Here is a 17,691-nt window from a genome sequence, read left to right as displayed (position 1 = left end):
CAGCAAGATACAGGCCCGGTCTTGGCTCAACCCGTCGATGCCAAGCACGTCGGCGGCCGACGCTGCACCCATTGCGTCAGCTGTTCATGAGCATAGGCCAATTGCAGCACCGCCCGATCCGCCTGGGCCGGGCCTATGATCTGCACGCCCATGGGCAGGCCCTGGGGGTTGAAACCCACCGGCACGCTCATGCTCGGCAGCCCGGCCAGGGTCGGGCCGATGACCACTTCCATCCAGCGGTGATAGGTGTCCATTTCACGCCCGCCAACGAGGCGCGGCCAGGGCTGCTGTGCATCGAAAGGGAACACTTGGGCGGTCGGCAGCAGCAGAAAATCGTAACGTTCAAACAGCCTGGCGATGGCGCGATACCACTCGCTGCGATCCACCGACGCCTGGTACACCTGCTGGGCCGTCAACCCCAGGCCGCCCTCCACTTCCCATTGCGCTTCGGGTTTGAGCAGTGCGCGTTTCTGCGGATTGGCGTAGGCCGCGCCGAGGTTGCCGTGCACCAGCCAGTGGCGATGCACCAACCAACTGCGCCACAGCCGTGCCATGGAAAAGTCCGGCTGGCAGCTTTCCACCATGCAGCCCAACGCAGTGAAATCGCCCAGGGCCGATTCGCACAAGCTCAGCACGCCTTCTTCCATCGGCAGATAGCCGTTGTAATCCCCCAGCCAGCCCAGGCGTGCGCCCTTGAAATCACGCTGCAAAGGCTGGCCGAACACTGCCGGATCCTCCTTGGACGACAACGGTACCCGCGGGTCGTAACCGGCCTGGATGCTCAACAGCCGCGCCACATCCGTCACGCTGCGGCCCATCGGGCCTTCGGTGCCCAGTTGCTGCACGAACAGTTCCGGGGTCGGTCCGTAAGGCACTCGGCCTTGGGACGGGCGCAAGCCAAACACGTTGTTGAACGCCGCCGGGTTGCGCAGCGAACCCATCATGTCGCTGCCGTCAGCCACCGGCAGCATGCGCAGTGCCAGGGCCACCGCCGCCCCGCCGCTGCTGCCGCCTGCGACGAGGCTGGGGTCGTAGGCATTGCCAGTGGTGCCGAACAGCGTGTTGTAGGTCTGCGAACCGAGGCCGAACTCCGGCACGTTGCTCTTGCCGATGATGATCGCGCCACTGGCCCGCACCCGCGCCACGCTGATGGCGTCTTCGCTGGGCACGTGCTCGGCGAACAGCGGCGAACCCAGGGTGGTGCGCAAGCCTTGGGTCGCCGCGAGATCCTTGATCGCCTGGGGCATGCCGTGCATCCAGCCGCGTGACTGGCCTTGGTCCAACTCGCGATCACGTTCCCGCGCCTCGGCCAACACGTCATCGGCATCGCGCAGCGACACCAGCGCATTCACCGTCGGATTGAAGCGCTGGATCTGCGCCAGGTACGCCTGCATCACCTCTTCGCACGACACCTGCCGTGCGTGAATCGCCCGCGACAGTTCGGTGGCATCCCAATCAACAATACTCAAGGCTTCACCTCTTTGGAAAACGGCAGCGGTTTCTGCGCCCGCGGCGCCTCATGCATGCAGTAAGTGCCCAGCAGCGTCAGCACGCAAGCGAACAATACATAGAAGGAGGGCGCGACGGGCGTGCCCAGCACTTTGGTCAGCCACGTGACGATCAGCGGCGCAAAACCGCCGAACACCATGACCGCCACGTTATAGGCGACCGATACACCGGTCGAGCGAACTTCGATGGGAAACTGCTCGGCCAGCGCGGTCGGCGCCGGGCCGAAGAACCCACCGATGGCGGTGCACAGCATCACTTGCATCACCAGCAGACGCTCAATGGACAGCGCGGCCGCCACCCACACATACAGCGGATAGACCATCACAAAAAACGCCAGGGTGAATGCCATCAACACCGGCCGCCGCCCCAGGCGGTCCGACAGCAAACCAGACAGCGGAATCACCACGGTCATCAGCGCCACCGCGAACATCTGCACCATCAACACCTGGTCCAGCGGCAGACCAAGGCTTTTGTGGGCAAAGGTCGGCATGTTCACCAGCACCACATAGAACGACACCGTCGCGCCACAGGCCAGGCCCATGGACACCAGGATGCTGCGCCGATGCTCACGGACCACTTGCATCAGACTCGGTGCCGGGCCGGTCGCCTGTTTGCGTGCCTCGATGAATTCTTCCGGGTCTTCCATGTGCCGACGAATCCACAGGCCCACCGGGCCAATCAGCAAGCCGAACACGAACGGCAAGCGCCAGCCCCACAGGTCGAGGGTTTGCGGCGAAAAGAAGTGCGTGACCGCCGCCACCATCGCCGCGCCGCCGAACACGGCCAGGCATTGCCCCACCAATTGCCAGGAGCCATATAAGCCCTTGCGATGGGCCGGCGCGCTTTCCACCAGGAACGCAGTAGCACTCGCGTACTCACCGCCGGTGGCAAAGCCTTGAAGCATGCGCGCTACCACGATCAACAACGGCGCGCCCATGCCGATGGCGGCGTAGTTGGGCGCAAAGGCGATCAACGCGATGGACACGGTCATCAGCCGGATAATCAACTGCATAGCAGCCTTGCGGCCTTTACGGTCGGAATACATCCCCAGCAGGATGCCGCCCACCGGGCGCATGAAAAAGCCCACGCCGAAAGTGGCCAAGGCCATCAGCAGCGAGGCGTACTCGTCATCTGAAGGAAAAAACTGTCGGGCGATGATGCTCGCGAGAAAGCCGTAGACAATGAAGTCATACCATTCCAGCGCATTGCCGATCACGGCCGCCACCACTTGGCGGGTGCGGGACACACCTGGTTTTGCAGTCTGCATGAGGAACACTCCATTCAACCGATCGAGGGAAAGGGTCCAGCGGCAGAAAAAGAAGGTCGTCAGGCAGGCTTGAGCCAGCTCTCGGCCAGCGCGCCCCAATAGGCGGCGCCCGTCAGCAGGATGTCGTCGTTGAAGTCATAGGCGGGGTTATGCACCATCGGCCGCGACACGCCGTTGCCGATGAACAGGTAGCTGCCGGGGCAGCGTTGCAGCATCCAGGCGAAGTCTTCGCTGCCCATCAGCGTGCGGGTGTTACCGTCCACCGCGTCGGCACCGAGCAAGGCGACGCCGACCTGGCGGGCGAATTCGGTTTCTTCGGCGTGATTGACCAACACCGGATAGGCCGGGCGGTGCTCGATCTGCACCGTGCAGCCAAAGCTGGCGGCCTGGGTGTGGATGATCGCGAACACCCGCTCCAGCATCTGCTCACGCACCTTGGGATTGAGCGCGCGCAGGCTCAGACGCAACAGCGCCTGCTGGGGAATAACGTTGGCGGCCTGGCCCGCCTGCAGAGCTCCGACGGTAACCACGGCAGCTTCCTGGGTGTCGATATTGCGCGCCACCACTGTCTGCAACGCCATGACCATGCTCGCCGCCGCCACCAACGGATCCACCGTCAGATGCGGCATGGAGCCATGGCCGCCAACGCCTTCGAGGGTCACGGTGAGCAAGTCCTGCGAAGCCATCATCGGTCCGACGCGCAAGCCCAGATGCCCCGCCGGCAGCCCCGGCATGTTGTGCATGCCAAACAAGCCATCACAGGGAAAACGTTCCAGCAAACCGTCAGCCAGCATGGCTTCGGCGCCACCCTGGCCCTCTTCGGCGGGTTGGAAGATCAGGTTCAAAGTGCCATCAAATTGCTGCGTGGCCGCCAGGTAGCGCGCGGCGCCGAGCAACATCGTGGTGTGGCCGTCATGCCCACAGGCGTGCATGCAACCGGCGTATTGGCTGGTGTAGGACGCGCCGGTGTTTTCGATGATGGGCAAGGCGTCCATGTCGGCACGGATGCCCAGGGTGCGCGAACTGCTGCCATTGCGCAGCACGCCCACCACGCCGGTCTTGCCGATGCCGGTGTGCACCTCATAGCCCCACTCCTGCAACGATTTGGCAACGAGCGCGCTGGTGCGGTTTTCTTCAAAGCCCAGTTCAGGATGGGCGTGGATGTCCTGGCGCACGGCGTGCAAATCGCCGGCAACGTCGCTGAGCCAATCCAGGATGTGCTGGTGTGGGCGCATGGTGATTCTCCTCACAGGCGGGTGTTCCCGTTCTTGTTTGCTGCACATCGCCAGCTAACCGCGATGTGGGCGCGAGGACAATCAAAGGTGGTTCCACCCTGTGGAACCTCAGGGTAATAGGCGACACCCCTGTCGGTCGCCCAACCACCTCGCCGTGTGCGTACGCCCCAAACCGCTGACCGTCACCTCACTACGCTCCGGGTTATCCCCGAACGCACTCGTCGGCACGTACTGCTTCACGTACCCCCGGCAATACTCCGCCGGATTGTTCGCCACATACCGGCACGAGCAGTACTCCTTGGCGGTGTAGGCCGCAATGATGTCGGGGAAGGCTTGCAGGTTGACGCGTTCGTGCCAGAGCCAGCCCAGCAAGGCGAGCAATAACAGCAGAAACACACTGGTAAACGGCCGACGACGGATCATGGTTGCACCGCCGCGAGTACGCGCTTGAGCAGTTCGTTATGGCGATAGCTGCCGTCGCGATCATCGCCATAACGCACGATAACCAAGTGTTCGTCGGGCATCACGTACAACGCCTGCCCCCAATGACCGAGGGCGGCGAAGGTGTCGGCGGGGGCGTCGGGCCAGGGTCTTGACGCGCCTTTATTGAGCCACCAATGACCACCGGGGACGGCTTCGTCCTGGCCGGCTTTGTACTTGTCGAAAGGCTGTCGATTAAAGGCGACCCAGTCTTTCGGCAGGAGTTGTTGATCGCCCCAGCGACCCTCCCGCGCCATCAGCAGGCCAACACGCGCCAGGTCGCGAGCCGTGAGGTAGACGTAAGAGGACGCGACGAAGGTTTCATCGGCGTCGGTTTCCCAGGTGGCATTACGAATGCCCAAGGGTTTGAACAGCGCATCCCACGGGTAACTCATATAGGCCTTGTGCCCAAGCATGCCTTTGAGGGTGGCGGACAGGATATTGGTGTCGCCGCTGGAATAACGGAACACCTGGCCCGGTGCAGCGGCGGCCTCGGTGTCGGCGGCAAAGTCGGCCATGTCGCCACGGCCTCGGGTGTAGAGCATCGCCACTACCGAGGATTTCAGCGGCGCGTATTCGTAATTTTCCTGCCAGTCGAGGCCCGAGGCCCAGTGCAGCAGGTCGGCCATGGTCACGGTTGGGTGCTGTTTCATCGGAGGATAAAAACGCGCGGCGGGGTCGGTCAGTTTGAAGCGGTTTTCGCCGTAGGCCACGCCCAATACGGTCGCCATGATGCTTTTGCTGACAGACCAGGTGAGGTGCGGGGTGCTGGCGGTGGTCGGCGCGGCGTAACGCTCATAGACAACGACGCCATCGCGGATTACCAACAGCGCGTCGGTGCGAATGCCTTGGCGAGTGGCGTCATCTCGTGCCGGGAAGGCGTAGGCCTCCAGGGCATCAACATCGGGACCAGAAAGCGGTATGCCCTTGGCCCAGTCTTTATCGGGCAAGGTTTCAGCGTGAGCGGCAACAGTGACGAACAGCAGGGCAACACACAACAGGCCTCTGACCATGGACGCAGACTCAAGGGGGCATTCAAGCCCGCGAGCCTAGCCGAGGCTGATGACAGATTTGCGACAGCGAGGGCTGTCATCCAAGCGTCACCATAACTTCATGGAGATGACACCGAGCCTACATAGCCTGAGTTTGGACAACAAAGTCGACCGGCCGAAATCGTGGCCGGCACTCGGAGACTCGCCATGACTCAGATCGCCCGCATCAGCGACACCGGCAATGAACGCCGTCTGCAAGCCGAACGCCTGGTTGGCGCGCAGGCGTTGCAGGAAGCCCAGGCCCTGCGGTTCAACGTGTTCAGCGGCGAATTCAACGCCAAGCTGAAAGGCGCGGAACTGGGCCTGGACATGGATGACTATGATGTTCACTGCAGCCACATTGGCGTGCGGGACTTGAACAGCGGTCGACTCGTCGCCACCACCCGCTTGCTCGACCATCAGGCTGCCAGCACCCTGGGCCGGTTCTACAGCGAAGAAGAATTCAGCCTGCATGGCTTGCTCCATCTGCAAGGCCCGATCCTGGAAATCGGACGCACCTGCGTCGACCCGGCCTACCGCAACGGCGGCACCATCGCCGTGTTGTGGGGCGAATTGGCCGAAGTGCTCAACCAGGGCGGCTATAGCTATCTGATGGGTTGCGCGAGCATCCCGATGCACGATGGCGGCATCCAGGCCCACGCAATCATGCAGCGCCTGCGCGAACGCTATCTGTGCAATGAACACCTGCGCGCCGAACCGAAGAAACCACTGCCGGCGCTGGACCTGCCGTCCAACGTGATCGCCGAGATGCCGCCATTGCTCAAGGCGTACATGCGCCTGGGTGCGAAGATCTGCGGCGAGCCGTGCTGGGATGAAGATTTCCAGGTGGCCGACGTGTTCATCCTGCTCAAGCGCGATGAGCTGTGCCCGCGTTACGCCCGCCACTTCAAGGCTGCAATGTGATGAGCCGCCTGCGGGTTTACGGGCGCATTGCCCGCGTGCTGGTGGTGGTGGCGCTGGGCTTGAGCATGGCCAGCGTGTTTGGGGTATTCGAGCGCATGGGCATCGCCAATTCGATGGTGCGGCGCCAGCGTTGGTCGCGGTTTTTCATGGCGCGACTGACCAACGCCCTGCCCTTTCGCGTGACGGTGCACGGCGAATTGCCAACGCAGCCGATGCTGTGGGTGAGCAATCACGTGTCCTGGACCGATATTCCGCTGCTGGGCGCCGTGGCGCCGATGTCATTCCTGTCCAAGGCCGAAGTGCGCACCTGGCCGGTGGCAGGTTGGTTGGCGGCCAAGGCTGGCAGCTTGTTTATTCGCCGGGGTTCGGGCGACAGCCAGTTGATCCGCAAGCAGATGACGCGCCACTTGGAGCAACAGCACCCGCTATTGATGTTCCCGGAAGGCACCACCACCGACGGTCGCAGCCTGCGCACCTTCCACGGGCGCTTGCTGGCCAGTGCGATCGATGCGGATGTGTCACTACAACCGGTGGCGATCCGTTATCTGCGTGACGGCCAAGTCGACCCGCTGGCGCCTTTTATTGGCGACGATGATTTGCTCTCGCACCTGATGCGCTTGTTTGCCAACGACCAGGGCGATGTGGAAATCCATGTGCTCAAGCCGATCGCCTGCGCCGGGCAAGAACGTGCAGCACTGGCCTATCAGGCGCAGCAGGCAGTGCAGAAGGCGTTGTTTGGTGAAGTGGTGCAGCCGGCCGAACCCCGCGGCGCGCTGATTGCCGCCTGAACCCGATTCACTGTAGGAGCGAGCTTGCTCGCGAAAAACGAATAGGCGCCACGGGCTGGCTGATAGCGCTGCGTTATCGTTGACGATCTTCGCGAGCAAGCTCGCTCCTACAGAAGTCTTGCAACAGCGGGTAGAAAACGCTGAAGTCTTCACTCAACGGCTCGTACAACACCCGCAACTCCTGCATCGCAAAACCCAACTCCTGCGGCTGTGTCAACCTTCGGGAGATCCCCCGCAACACCTGCTCCATCACCGCAAACTCACGGTACGAGCCCAACCAATCATCCGCCGCCATGTACGGCGCAATCTGCGCCAACCGCCCCGGCAATTGCGGCTCGGCCGCCAGCACGCGGTACACCTGCGACGTGAAACGCTCCAGGGGCTGGTCGGCATACAGAGCCCAGTCCCGCGCCAGGCAGTGGTCGAAAAACACATCGAGGACGATCCCGGCATAGCGCCTGCGGGTCAGGCTGAAGCGTGACAACGCCTCCCCCACCAGCGGGTGGCTGTCGGTGAAGCGGTCGATGGAACGATGCAACTGGATCGCCGATTCGATTTGTGGGCTGAACTGGCCCTGCAGGCGGCCTTTGACGAAGTCGCCATAGAGGCTGCCCAGCAGTTGCGCAGGAAGTTGGCCGCCCAGGTGCAGATGTGCGAGATAATTCATGGTGCGCAGTCTACCACTGCCCTCAACGTATCGTTATAACCCGATATACCGAATGAGCCTAGGCTCAGACCAAAATCATATTGGTCTATCGGGATAGACCGATATAAAGTTCGCCTCATCGCGATATAACGCTGTACGACACCGAGCACCTGCCATGTCCATCGACCTCGACGAAATAATAAAAGCCCTGGCGCACCCAGTACGACGAGACATCCTCACCTGGCTGAAAGACCCGAAAGTGCAATTCCCCGAACAACTGCACAACCACGAATACGGCATCTGCGCCGGGCAGATCGACCAGCGCTGCGGCTTGTCCCAGTCGACCGTGTCGGCCCACCTGGCCACCCTGCAACGCGCCGGGTTGATCAGCAGCCAGAAGGCGGGCCAGTGGCACTTTTTCAAACGCAACGAGGACACCATCCAGGCCTTCCTCGCGGCGCTCACCACCGAACTCAGCGCGCACGACAGCGCCGCGTTGTAACAAGGAAACCCTAATGCCCCTCTCGCTACTCATACTGGCCCTCAGCGCCTTCGCCATCGGCACCACCGAGTTCGTCATCATGGGCTTGTTGCCCGATGTGGCGACGGACCTGGGCGTGTCGATTCCCGGCGCCGGTTGGCTGGTGACCGGCTACGCCCTGGGCGTGGCTATCGGTGCGCCGTTCATGGCACTGGCCACCGCCAAGCTGCCACGCAAAGCGGCGCTGGTAGCGTTGATGGGCATCTTCATTATCGGCAACCTGCTCTGCGCCCTGGCCAGTGACTACAACGTGCTGATGTTTGCCCGTGTCGTCACCGCGCTGTGCCACGGGGCATTCTTCGGGATTGGTTCAGTGGTAGCGGCCAACCTGGTGCCGGCCAACAAACGGGCTTCGGCCGTGGCCTTGATGTTCACCGGTCTGACCCTGGCCAATGTGCTCGGCGTGCCGCTGGGTACGGCACTGGGCCAGGAAGCCGGCTGGCGCTCGACCTTCTGGGCGGTGACAGTGATTGGTGTGGTGGCGTTGATCGGCCTGATCCGCTTCCTGCCGGCCAAGCGTGATGAAGAGAAACTCGACATGCGTGCCGAACTGGCCGCCCTCAAGGGCGCCGGCATCTGGCTGTCGTTGAGCATGACCGCACTGTTTGCCGCGTCCATGTTCACCCTCTTCACCTACGTCGCGCCGCTGCTGGGCGATGTCACCGGCGTGTCGCCCAAAGGCGTGACCTGGACGCTGTTGCTGATCGGCCTGGGCCTCACCGTGGGCAACATCATTGGCGGCAAGCTGGCCGACAAACGCCTGGCGGCCACCCTGATCGGCGTGTTCATCAGCATGGCGGTGGTCTCCACGGCACTGACCTGGACCAGCGTCGCCGTGATCCCGACCGAAATCACCCTGTTCCTGTGGGCCACCGCGTCGTTCGCCGCCGTGCCTGCCTTGCAGATCAACGTGGTGACCTTCGGCAAGGCCGCACCGAACCTGGTGTCCACCCTGAACATCGGCGCGTTCAACATCGGCAACGCCCTCGGCGCGTGGGTGGGCGGCAGTGTGATTGCCCACGGTTTCGGCCTGACCAGCGTGCCCTTGGCCGCAGCAGCCCTGGCGATCCTCGCGCTGTTGGTGACCCTGATTACTTTCCGTCAGAGCGGCAATGCCGACCTGGCCCCCGCGACCAACTGACCCACTTCAAAGACACTGATCCACTTAAAAGACAAAGGTGCTTTCCCCATGACGACTATTTTCGATCCAATCAAACTGGGCGACCTGGAACTGTCGAACCGCATCATCATGGCGCCGCTGACCCGCTGCCGTGCCGACGCCGGTCGCGTGCCCAACGCGCTGATGGCCGAGTACTACGTGCAACGTGCCTCCGCCGGGCTGATCCTCAGCGAAGCCACGTCCGTGACGCCACTGGGCGTGGGCTACCCGGACACGCCGGGCATCTGGTCCAACGACCAGGTGCGCGGCTGGGCCAACGTCACCAAGGCGATCCACGGCGCGGGCGGCAAGATCTTCCTGCAACTGTGGCACGTGGGGCGTATTTCCCATGAGTCGTACCTGAATGGCGAAAGCCCGGTCGCCCCGAGTGCGATCCAGCCTAAAGGCCACGTCAGCCTGGTGCGCCCATTGGCCGACTATCCGACGCCGCGCGCCCTGGAAACCGCTGAAATCGCCGACATCGTCGACGCCTACCGCACCGGTGCCGAGAATGCCAAGGCCGCCGGTTTCGACGGCGTGGAGATCCACGGCGCCAACGGTTACCTGCTCGACCAGTTCCTGCAGAGCAGCACCAACAAGCGCACCGACCAGTACGGCGGCTCCCTGGAAAATCGTGCACGCCTGCTGCTGGAAGTGACTGACGCAGCCATCGAAGTCTGGGGCGCTGGCCGTGTGGGTGTGCACCTGGCACCACGCGCCGACTCCCATGACATGGGCGACGACAACCTGGCGGAAACCTTCACCTACGTCGCCAGCGAACTGGGCAAGCGTGGTATCGCCTTCATCTGCTCCCGTGAGAAAGAAGCTGGCGACAGCCTCGGTCCACAACTCAAGAAGGCTTTCGGCGGCGTGTACATCGCCAACGAACGCTTCACCAAGGACAGCGCCAACGCCTGGCTGGCCGAAGGCAAAGCCGATGCCGTGGCCTGGGGTGTGCCGTTCATTGCCAACCCGGACCTGCCGGCTCGCTTGAAGGCTGACGCGCCGTTGAATGAAGCACGCCCGGATACGTTCTATAGCAAAGGCCCAGTCGGCTACATCGACTACCCGACCCTGGCGCTGTGATGTAAAAAGCTGAAACGAAAAAGCCCCGGTTCGCAGGAACCGGGGCTTTTTCATGGACGCTGGGTAACATTCCTTCACAGCCCTGCAACAAAATCGCTACAAAATACTTAGGCGGCTACCTATCAACCGCCCGCCAGCCCGTATATAAAGTCACCCCACCGATCAGGCGGAAGGACGATTGACTGTCCTTGGGCTTTACTGTTGACACAACCTGATGCAATTACGCATTTTGTCTCAATTGCGCAGGCTGGGGCTCCAGCGCAGCATGTCCAGCCCGGCATCCACCCAGCGTTCGGCTTCCTGATGCAGTTGGAAGCTGTCGGGAACCAGCAGCCACTGGCCGATCAGCCCGTTGATGTAGGCGTGGATGCACACCGCGCCACGGGTGGTGTCGAGGTTTTCCGGCAGTTGCCCGCGATGGACCGCGTTACGCAAGGTCAGGCCGATGCGCAGGTTGCACTCCAGGCTATGGGTCTGACGTTGGCGACGCATATCGCACATTTCATCGGTGAATTCGCACTTATGGAACAAGATCTCGTTGATGCGCCGGGTTTTCGGGTCCAGGGCCACTTGATGAAACAAATGAATCAACAGCTTGCGCATGCAGCCCAGCGGGTCGAGTTCATCCTCGCTTTCACTCGCCCTGGCCAACTCGTCCAGCGGCTCATGCAGCGTGTCGAGCAACGCCTGGAGCAAATCGGATTTGTTACTGAAATGCCAGTAGATGGCACCCCGCGTCACACCGGCCAGCGCGGCGATGTCCGCCAGCGTGGTCCGCGCGACGCCGCGCTCATAGAAGGCTTGCTCGGCGGCTTGAAGAATCTGGCTGCGCGTTTCCTGAGCTTCTTCTTTGGTGCGACGAACCATGGCAGTACAACCTCAATCAGGACATCTGAGACTATCGTTAACGCAGAATTAACCGTCGGTAACGATCATCCGAATATTTGTGGGACGACACCGTCATGGGTGCCGAACGTAGTGAAATCGAGGCTTTGGGCGTTGCTTTGTCAACATTCCGCGCAGCCTGTCAAGAGTTTACAAACAACCATGAACGTAAGTATATTGCGTAGCAAGCTACTTATCCAGTCAGTGCTTGTTTTTTACCCTTCCACACTTCTTGTGCGCACTCTGCGCGCCTGACCCGAGGATCTTCATGCAACTTAAGCCAGCTGTTACCGCTCTGGTCACTGCCGTCGCCCTGGCATCGCTGCTCAGCGGATGTAAAAAGGAAGAAGCGGCTCCGCCCGCTCAAACCCCTCAGGTCGGCGTGGTCACCATTCAACCGCAAGCCTATACCCTGACGTCCGAGCTGCCAGGCCGCACCACCGCCTACCGCATCGCGGAAGTTCGCCCACAGGTCAACGGCATCATTCTCAAGCGCCTGTTCAAGGAAGGCGGCGACGTGAAGGAAGGGCAACAGCTCTACCAGATCGACCCGTCGGTGTATGACGCCACCCTGAAAAGCGCACAGGCCAGCCTGACCCAGACCAAGTCCATCTCCGACCGCTACAAGCAGTTGGTCGATGAACAAGCCGTCAGCCGCCAGGAATACGACACCGCCGTTGCCAACCGCATGACTGCGGAAGCAAACGTTCAAACGGCCCAGATCAACGTGCGTTACACCAAGGTGTTCGCGCCGATCTCCGGGCGTATCGGCCGTTCTTCGGTGACCGAAGGCGCGCTGGTCAGCAATGGCCAGACCGATGCCATGGCCGTGATCCAGCAACTGGACCCGATCTACGTCGACGTCACGCAGTCTTCGGCTGAGATGCTGAAACTGCGCCGCGACCTGGAAAGCGGCCAACTGGAAAAAGCCGGCGCCAACGCCGCCAAGGTCAAGTTGACCCTGGAAGACGGTAGCGCCTACGGCCAGGACGGCAAACTGGAATTCTCCGAAGTGTCGGTTGACCAGACCACCGGTTCCGTAACCCTGCGCGCCGTGTTCCCCAACCCTGACCACACCCTGCTGCCCGGCATGTTCGTACACGCCCAACTGCAAGCCGGCGTGAACAGCAAAGCCATCCTGGCACCCCAACAAGGCGTGACCCGCGATATCAAAGGTATCCCGACCGCCATGGTGGTGAACAAGGACAACAAGGTCGAACAGCGTCAACTGGTGGCCAACCGCACGGCCGGCGCCTACTGGCTGGTGGAAAAAGGCTTGAATGCCGGTGACCGCGTGATCACCGAAGGCCTGCAATTCATCAAGCCGGGCATCGAAGTCAAGGTCAAGGACGCCGACAACGCCAAGCCTGCCGGTTCTGCTCCAGCTCCTGCTGCCGCTGCTGGCCAGGGGGAGTAACCCATGTCGAAATTTTTTATCGACCGTCCCATTTTCGCCTGGGTAATTGCCCTGGTGATCATGCTGGTCGGGGCACTGTCGATCCTGAAGTTGCCCATCAACCAATACCCGGCCATCGCGCCCACCGCCATCGACATCCAGGTGACCTACCCAGGCGCGTCCGCACAAACCGTGCAGGACACCGTGGTGCAGGTCATCGAGCAACAGCTCAACGGTATCGACAACCTGCGTTATGTGGCCTCGGACAGTAACTCCGACGGCAGCATGACCATCACCGCGACGTTCAACCAGGGTACCAACCCGGACATCGCCCAGGTTCAGGTGCAGAACAAGCTGAACCTGGCGACCCCACTGCTGCCGCAAGAAGTGCAGCAGCAGGGTATCCGCGTGACCAAGTCGGTGAAGAACTTCCTGATGGTGATCGGGCTGGTGTCGGAAGACGGCAGCATGAACAAGGACGACTTGTCCAACTACATCGTGTCCAACATCCAGGATCCAATCTCGCGGACTGCGGGTGTGGGTGACTTCCAGGTGTTCGGTTCGCAGTACGCCATGCGTATCTGGCTGGATCCGGCCAAGCTGAACAACTACCAGTTGACCCCGGTCGACGTCAGTACCGCCATCTCGGCCCAGAACGTCCAGGTGGCCACCGGTCAATTGGGCGGCCTGCCTGCCCTGCCCGGCACCCAGCTGAACGCGACCATCATCGGCAAGACCCGCCTGCAGACCGCCGAAGAGTTCGGCAAGATCCTTATGAAGGTGAACACCGACGGCTCGCAGGTTCGCCTGCGTGACGTCGCGCGTATTGAACTCGGCGGCCAGAACTACAGCATCAGTGCACAGTTCAACGGCAAGCCGGCTTCCGGTATGGCGATCAAGCTCGCGTCGGGCGCCAACGCTCTGGACACCGCCAAGGCCATCCGTGCCACCGTGGCGTCCCTGGAGCCGTTCTTCCCGCCTGGCATGAAGGCGGTGGTGCCGTATGACACCACGCCTGTGGTGACCGAATCGATCTCCGGTGTGGTGCATACCCTGGTCGAAGCGATCGTGCTGGTATTCCTGGTGATGTTCCTGTTCCTGCAGAACTTCCGCGCCACCATCATCACCACCATGACGGTACCGGTGGTATTGCTGGGCACCTTCGGGATCCTGGCGGCGTTCGGTTTCACCATCAACACCCTGACCATGTTCGGCATGATCCTGGCCATCGGTTTGCTGGTGGACGATGCCATCGTGGTGGTGGAAAACGTCGAGCGGGTAATGGCCGAGGAACACTTGTCGCCTAAAGAAGCGACGGTCAAGTCCATGGGCCAGATCCAGGGCGCCCTGGTGGGTATTGCCTTGGTACTGTCGGCGGTACTGTTGCCGATGGCGTTCTTCGGCGGCTCCACCGGTGTGATCTACAAACAGTTCTCCATCACCATCGTTTCGGCCATGGCGTTGTCGGTACTGGTTGCCCTGATCTTCACCCCGGCCTTGTGCGCCACCATGCTCAAGCCGATCGACCCAGAGAAACACGGCCAACCCAAGCGTGGTTTCTTCGGCTGGTTCAACCGCACCTTCGACCGTGGCGTACTGAGCTACGAGCGCGGCGTCGGCAACATGATCAAGCACAAATTCCCGGCGTTTTTTGTGTACCTGGTCATCGTCCTCGGCATGATCTGGCTATTCACACGCATTCCTAGCGCGTTCCTGCCGGAAGAAGACCAGGGTGTGATCTTTGCACAGGTCCAAACCCCGGTCGGTTCTTCGGCTGAACGTACGCAAAAAGTCGTCGACGACATGCGCGCTTTCTTGCTCAACGACAAGGAAGGCGAGCCAGGCGAAGGCAAGGCCGTGAAATCGGTGTTTACCGTAAACGGCTTCAACTTCGCTGGCCGCGGCCAGAGTTCGGGCTTGGCGTTCGTTATGCTCAAGCCATGGGATGAGCGTGACGCTTCCCAGTCGGTATTCGAAGTGGCCAAGCGTGCCCAGGGTTACTTCTTCGGGGCCTTCAAGGACGCCATGGTATTTGCCATCGTGCCGCCTTCGGTTCTGGAGTTGGGTAACGCCACTGGTTTCGACGTGTTCCTGCAAGACCAGGGCGGTGTCGGCCACGAAAAACTGATGGAAGCGCGTAACCAGTTCCTGGGGATGGCTGCACAAAGCAAGATCCTCGCAGGTGTACGCCCCAACGGCGTGAACGACGAGCCGCAGTACGAGCTCACCGTCGACGACGAGAAGGCCAGCGCCCAGGGCATTACGCTGTCGAGCATCAACCAGACCCTGGCGATCGCCTTGGGTGGCAGCTACGTCAACGACTTCATCGACCGTGGTCGGGTGAAGAAGGTGTACGTGCAGGGTGAAGCCGCTAGCCGGATGTCACCGGAAGACCTGGACAAATGGTACGTGCGCAGCGACTCCGGGAAGATGGTGCCGATGTCGGCCATTTCCTCGGGCAAGTGGATCTACGGTTCGCCGAAGCTGTCGCGGTATAACGGTGTAGCGGCGATGGAAATCCTAGGTACACCGGCACCGGGCTACAGTACCGGTGACGCCATGGCCGAAGTCGAGCGTATCGCCAAGCAATTGCCGGCGGGCGTAGGTTATGCCTGGACGGGCCTGTCGTACGAAGAACGTCTGTCCGGCTCCCAGGCACCTGCGCTGTACGCCCTGTCGCTGCTGGTGGTGTTCCTGTGCCTCGCGGCCCTGTACGAAAGCTGGTCGATCCCGATCGCGGTGGTGCTGGTAGTACCGCTGGGTGTGGTGGGTGCGTTGATCGCCACCAGCATGCGCGGGCTGTCCAACGACGTGTTCTTCCAGGTGGGCCTGTTGGTGACGGTGGGCCTGGCGGCGAAGAACGCCATCCTGATCGTGGAGTTCGCCAAAGAGCTCCACGAACAGGGCAAAGGCATTGTCGAGGCGGCCATCGAGGCGTCCCGCATGCGTCTGCGCCCGATCATCATGACCTCCATGGCGTTCATCCTCGGCGTACTGCCGCTGGCGATTTCCTCGGGCGCCGGTTCAGGCAGCCAGCACGCCATCGGTACCGGTGTAATCGGCGGTATGATCACGGCCACTGTGCTGGCGATATTCTGGGTGCCTTTGTTCTTCGCAACCGTATCCGCCGCTGGCGAACGTAAAAAGACTGACACAACTGAAACCCCTAAAGAGGCTGGCCAATGAGCAAGTCGCTACTTTCCCTAGCCGTCACGGCATTCGTGCTCAGTGGCTGCTCGCTGATACCTGACTATCAGCGCCCCGAAGCGCCGGTGGCCGCACAGTTCCCGCAGGGGCCGGCGTATTCGTCGGCCCAGGCGCCGAGCCAGGCCGCTGCCGAGCAGGGCTGGAAGCAGTTTTTCCATGACCCTGCCCTGCAACAGCTGATCCAGACCGCGCTGGTGAACAACCGCGACCTGCGTGTCGCGGCGCTGAACATCGACGCCTATGCCGCGCAGTACCAGATCCAGCGCGCCGACCTGTTCCCGGCCGTGTCGGCCACGGGCAGCGGCAGCCGTTCGCGTACACCGGCCCGCCTGTCGCAGACCGGCGAATCGACCATCAGCAGCCAATACTCGGCCGGTCTCGGGATCAGCTCCTATGAGCTGGACCTGTTTGGTCGCGTACGCAGCCTGAGTGAAGAAGCCCTGCAAAAGTACTTCGCCACTGAAGAAGCACGGCGCAGTACCCAGATCAGCCTGGTGGCCAGCGTGGCCAATGCCTACCTGACCTGGCAGGCCGACAAGGAACTGCTCAAGCTCACCCAGGACACCCTGGATGCCTACGAGCAGAGCTTCAAGCTCACCTCGCGCAGCAACGAAGTCGGCGTGGCCTCGGCCCTCGACCTGAGCCAGTCGCGCACCTCGGTGGAAAACGCCCGGGTCGCCCTGGCGCGTTATACCCGCCAGGTGGCCCAGGACGAAAACAGCCTGACCCTGCTGCTGGGCACCGGCCTGCCGGCGAATATCGCCAGCAAGCCGCTGTCGGATGACCTGCTCAGCGAAGTGCCGGCCGGCTTGCCGTCCGACCTGCTGCAACGTCGTCCCGACATTGTCCAGGCCGAGTACAACCTCAAGGCCGCCAACGCCAACATCGGCGCGGCCCGTGCTGCGTTCTTCCCGAGCATCACCCTGACCGCCAGTGCCGGCACCGCGAGCCCGAACCTGGGCGGCTTGTTCAAGGGCGGCTCGGGCACCTGGTCGTTCGCCCCGCAGATCAACATCCCGATCTTCAACGCCGGCAGCCTGCGCGCCAGCCTGGACTACTCGAAGATCCAGAAAGAGATCAACGTGGCGAACTACGAGAAGGCCATCCAGACCGGCTTCCAGGAAGTCTCCGACGGCCTCGCCGCACGTGAGACCTACAAGCAGCAACTGGATGCCCAACGTGGCTTCGTCGCGGCCAACCAGGATTACTACCGACTGGCCGAGCGTCGCTACCGCATTGGTGTCGACAGCAACCTGACGTTCCTCGATGCCCAGCGCCAACTGTTCAGTGCCCAGCAATCGCTGATCACCGATCGCCTGGCGCAGCTGACCAGCGAGGTCAACCTGTACAAGGCCCTCGGCGGCGGCTGGAACGAGCAGACCGCGAAGAACGAGCCGTTGAAAGAAGAAGCACCGGCGCTGAAGTTGTTCTGATAGCACCTGCATCAACAAAGCCCACCTCTTGGTGGGCTTTGTGTTTTCTGGGGTTCGCCAACTTGCGTTCGATCATCGCCCACAACCCGCTCCCCCCCACTTTC

General features: G+C 61.8%; 15 protein-coding genes. 8 read left to right on the top strand and 7 right to left on the bottom strand.

Features of this window, described 5'->3' with window-relative positions; translation table 11 throughout:
- Positions 1–26: 26 nt before the first annotated feature.
- The 5 genes from HX868_RS14800 to HX868_RS14780 all read right to left on the bottom strand — a co-directional run bounded on the left by HX868_RS14800 (position 27) and on the right by HX868_RS14780 (position 5,504).
- Positions 27–1,469 carry an amidase gene (locus HX868_RS14800; RefSeq protein ID WP_177003370.1) on the bottom strand — a complete coding sequence of 481 codons (1,443 nt, stop codon included), beginning with the start codon at positions 1,467–1,469 and terminating at the stop codon, positions 27–29.
- Positions 1,466–2,776: a citrate-proton symporter gene (locus tag HX868_RS14795; RefSeq protein ID WP_177003369.1), complete on the bottom strand. Its 1,311-nt coding sequence runs from the start codon at positions 2,774–2,776 to the stop codon at positions 1,466–1,468. Before HX868_RS14795 ends, HX868_RS14800 begins: the two co-directional genes overlap by 4 nt.
- Before the next feature lie 59 nt (positions 2,777–2,835).
- A complete protein-coding gene (locus tag HX868_RS14790) occupies positions 2,836–4,011 on the bottom strand; it encodes a M20 aminoacylase family protein (protein WP_177003368.1) in 1,176 nt (391 codons plus the stop codon).
- Between the two features lie 108 nt (positions 4,012–4,119).
- The gene (locus tag HX868_RS14785) at positions 4,120–4,434 is read right to left on the bottom strand and encodes an amidase (protein ID WP_177003367.1); all 315 of its coding nucleotides are present in this window, start codon (positions 4,432–4,434) and stop codon (positions 4,120–4,122) included.
- Positions 4,431–5,504 (bottom strand): serine hydrolase domain-containing protein, encoded by a 1,074-nt coding sequence (locus HX868_RS14780; RefSeq protein ID WP_177003366.1) that lies wholly within the window; start codon positions 5,502–5,504, stop codon positions 4,431–4,433. Before HX868_RS14780 ends, HX868_RS14785 begins: the two co-directional genes overlap by 4 nt.
- Before the next feature lie 186 nt (positions 5,505–5,690).
- Between HX868_RS14780 and olsB the strand changes: the two genes are divergently transcribed.
- Both olsB and HX868_RS14770 read left to right on the top strand, forming a co-directional pair.
- On the top strand, positions 5,691–6,446 hold the full coding sequence (olsB, locus tag HX868_RS14775; RefSeq protein WP_003172415.1) for an L-ornithine N(alpha)-acyltransferase: 756 nt from the start codon (positions 5,691–5,693) through the stop codon (positions 6,444–6,446).
- Positions 6,446–7,234: a lysophospholipid acyltransferase family protein gene (locus HX868_RS14770; RefSeq protein ID WP_095015031.1), complete on the top strand. Its 789-nt coding sequence runs from the start codon at positions 6,446–6,448 to the stop codon at positions 7,232–7,234. Before olsB ends, HX868_RS14770 begins: the two co-directional genes overlap by 1 nt.
- A 73-nt stretch (positions 7,235–7,307) precedes the next feature.
- Here the strand turns inward: HX868_RS14770 and HX868_RS14765 are convergent, their stop codons facing one another.
- Positions 7,308–7,901, bottom strand: a complete 594-nt coding sequence (locus HX868_RS14765; RefSeq protein ID WP_177003365.1) for an acyl carrier protein phosphodiesterase — start codon at positions 7,899–7,901, stop codon at positions 7,308–7,310.
- Between the two features lie 154 nt (positions 7,902–8,055).
- Between HX868_RS14765 and HX868_RS14760 the strand changes: the two genes are divergently transcribed.
- Genes HX868_RS14760 through HX868_RS14750 form a run of 3 tightly spaced genes read left to right on the top strand, consistent with a single transcriptional unit; the run spans position 8,056 to position 10,666 of the window.
- The gene (locus HX868_RS14760; RefSeq protein ID WP_016975101.1) at positions 8,056–8,382 is read left to right on the top strand and encodes an ArsR/SmtB family transcription factor; all 327 of its coding nucleotides are present in this window, start codon (positions 8,056–8,058) and stop codon (positions 8,380–8,382) included.
- Positions 8,383–8,395: 13 nt separating this feature from the next.
- A complete protein-coding gene (locus HX868_RS14755) occupies positions 8,396–9,562 on the top strand; it encodes an MFS transporter (protein WP_177003364.1) in 1,167 nt (388 codons plus the stop codon).
- Positions 9,563–9,610: 48 nt separating this feature from the next.
- The gene (locus HX868_RS14750) at positions 9,611–10,666 is read left to right on the top strand and encodes an alkene reductase (protein ID WP_028619281.1); all 1,056 of its coding nucleotides are present in this window, start codon (positions 9,611–9,613) and stop codon (positions 10,664–10,666) included.
- A 234-nt stretch (positions 10,667–10,900) separates the two neighbouring features.
- Here the strand turns inward: HX868_RS14750 and HX868_RS14745 are convergent, their stop codons facing one another.
- Positions 10,901–11,533 carry a TetR family transcriptional regulator gene (locus HX868_RS14745; protein WP_010212311.1) on the bottom strand — a complete coding sequence of 211 codons (633 nt, stop codon included), beginning with the start codon at positions 11,531–11,533 and terminating at the stop codon, positions 10,901–10,903.
- A 286-nt stretch (positions 11,534–11,819) separates the two neighbouring features.
- Here HX868_RS14745 and HX868_RS14740 point away from each other — a divergent pair, with 286 nt between their 5' ends.
- Genes HX868_RS14740 through adeC form a run of 3 tightly spaced genes read left to right on the top strand, consistent with a single transcriptional unit; the run spans position 11,820 to position 17,587 of the window.
- Positions 11,820–12,968 carry an efflux RND transporter periplasmic adaptor subunit gene (locus HX868_RS14740; protein ID WP_033902717.1) on the top strand — a complete coding sequence of 383 codons (1,149 nt, stop codon included), beginning with the start codon at positions 11,820–11,822 and terminating at the stop codon, positions 12,966–12,968.
- A gap of 3 nt (positions 12,969–12,971) precedes the next feature.
- On the top strand, positions 12,972–16,133 hold the full coding sequence (locus tag HX868_RS14735) for an efflux RND transporter permease subunit (RefSeq protein ID WP_122724771.1): 3,162 nt from the start codon (positions 12,972–12,974) through the stop codon (positions 16,131–16,133).
- Positions 16,130–17,587 (top strand): AdeC/AdeK/OprM family multidrug efflux complex outer membrane factor, encoded by a 1,458-nt coding sequence (gene adeC / locus HX868_RS14730; protein ID WP_016975095.1) that lies wholly within the window; start codon positions 16,130–16,132, stop codon positions 17,585–17,587. Before HX868_RS14735 ends, adeC begins: the two co-directional genes overlap by 4 nt.
- Positions 17,588–17,691: the final 104 nt, after the last annotated feature.

Source organism: Pseudomonas reactans, from assembly GCF_013385825.1.
GTDB lineage: Bacteria > Pseudomonadota > Gammaproteobacteria > Pseudomonadales > Pseudomonadaceae > Aquipseudomonas > Aquipseudomonas reactans.
This window is presented reverse-complemented; position numbering and strand designations above follow the sequence as displayed.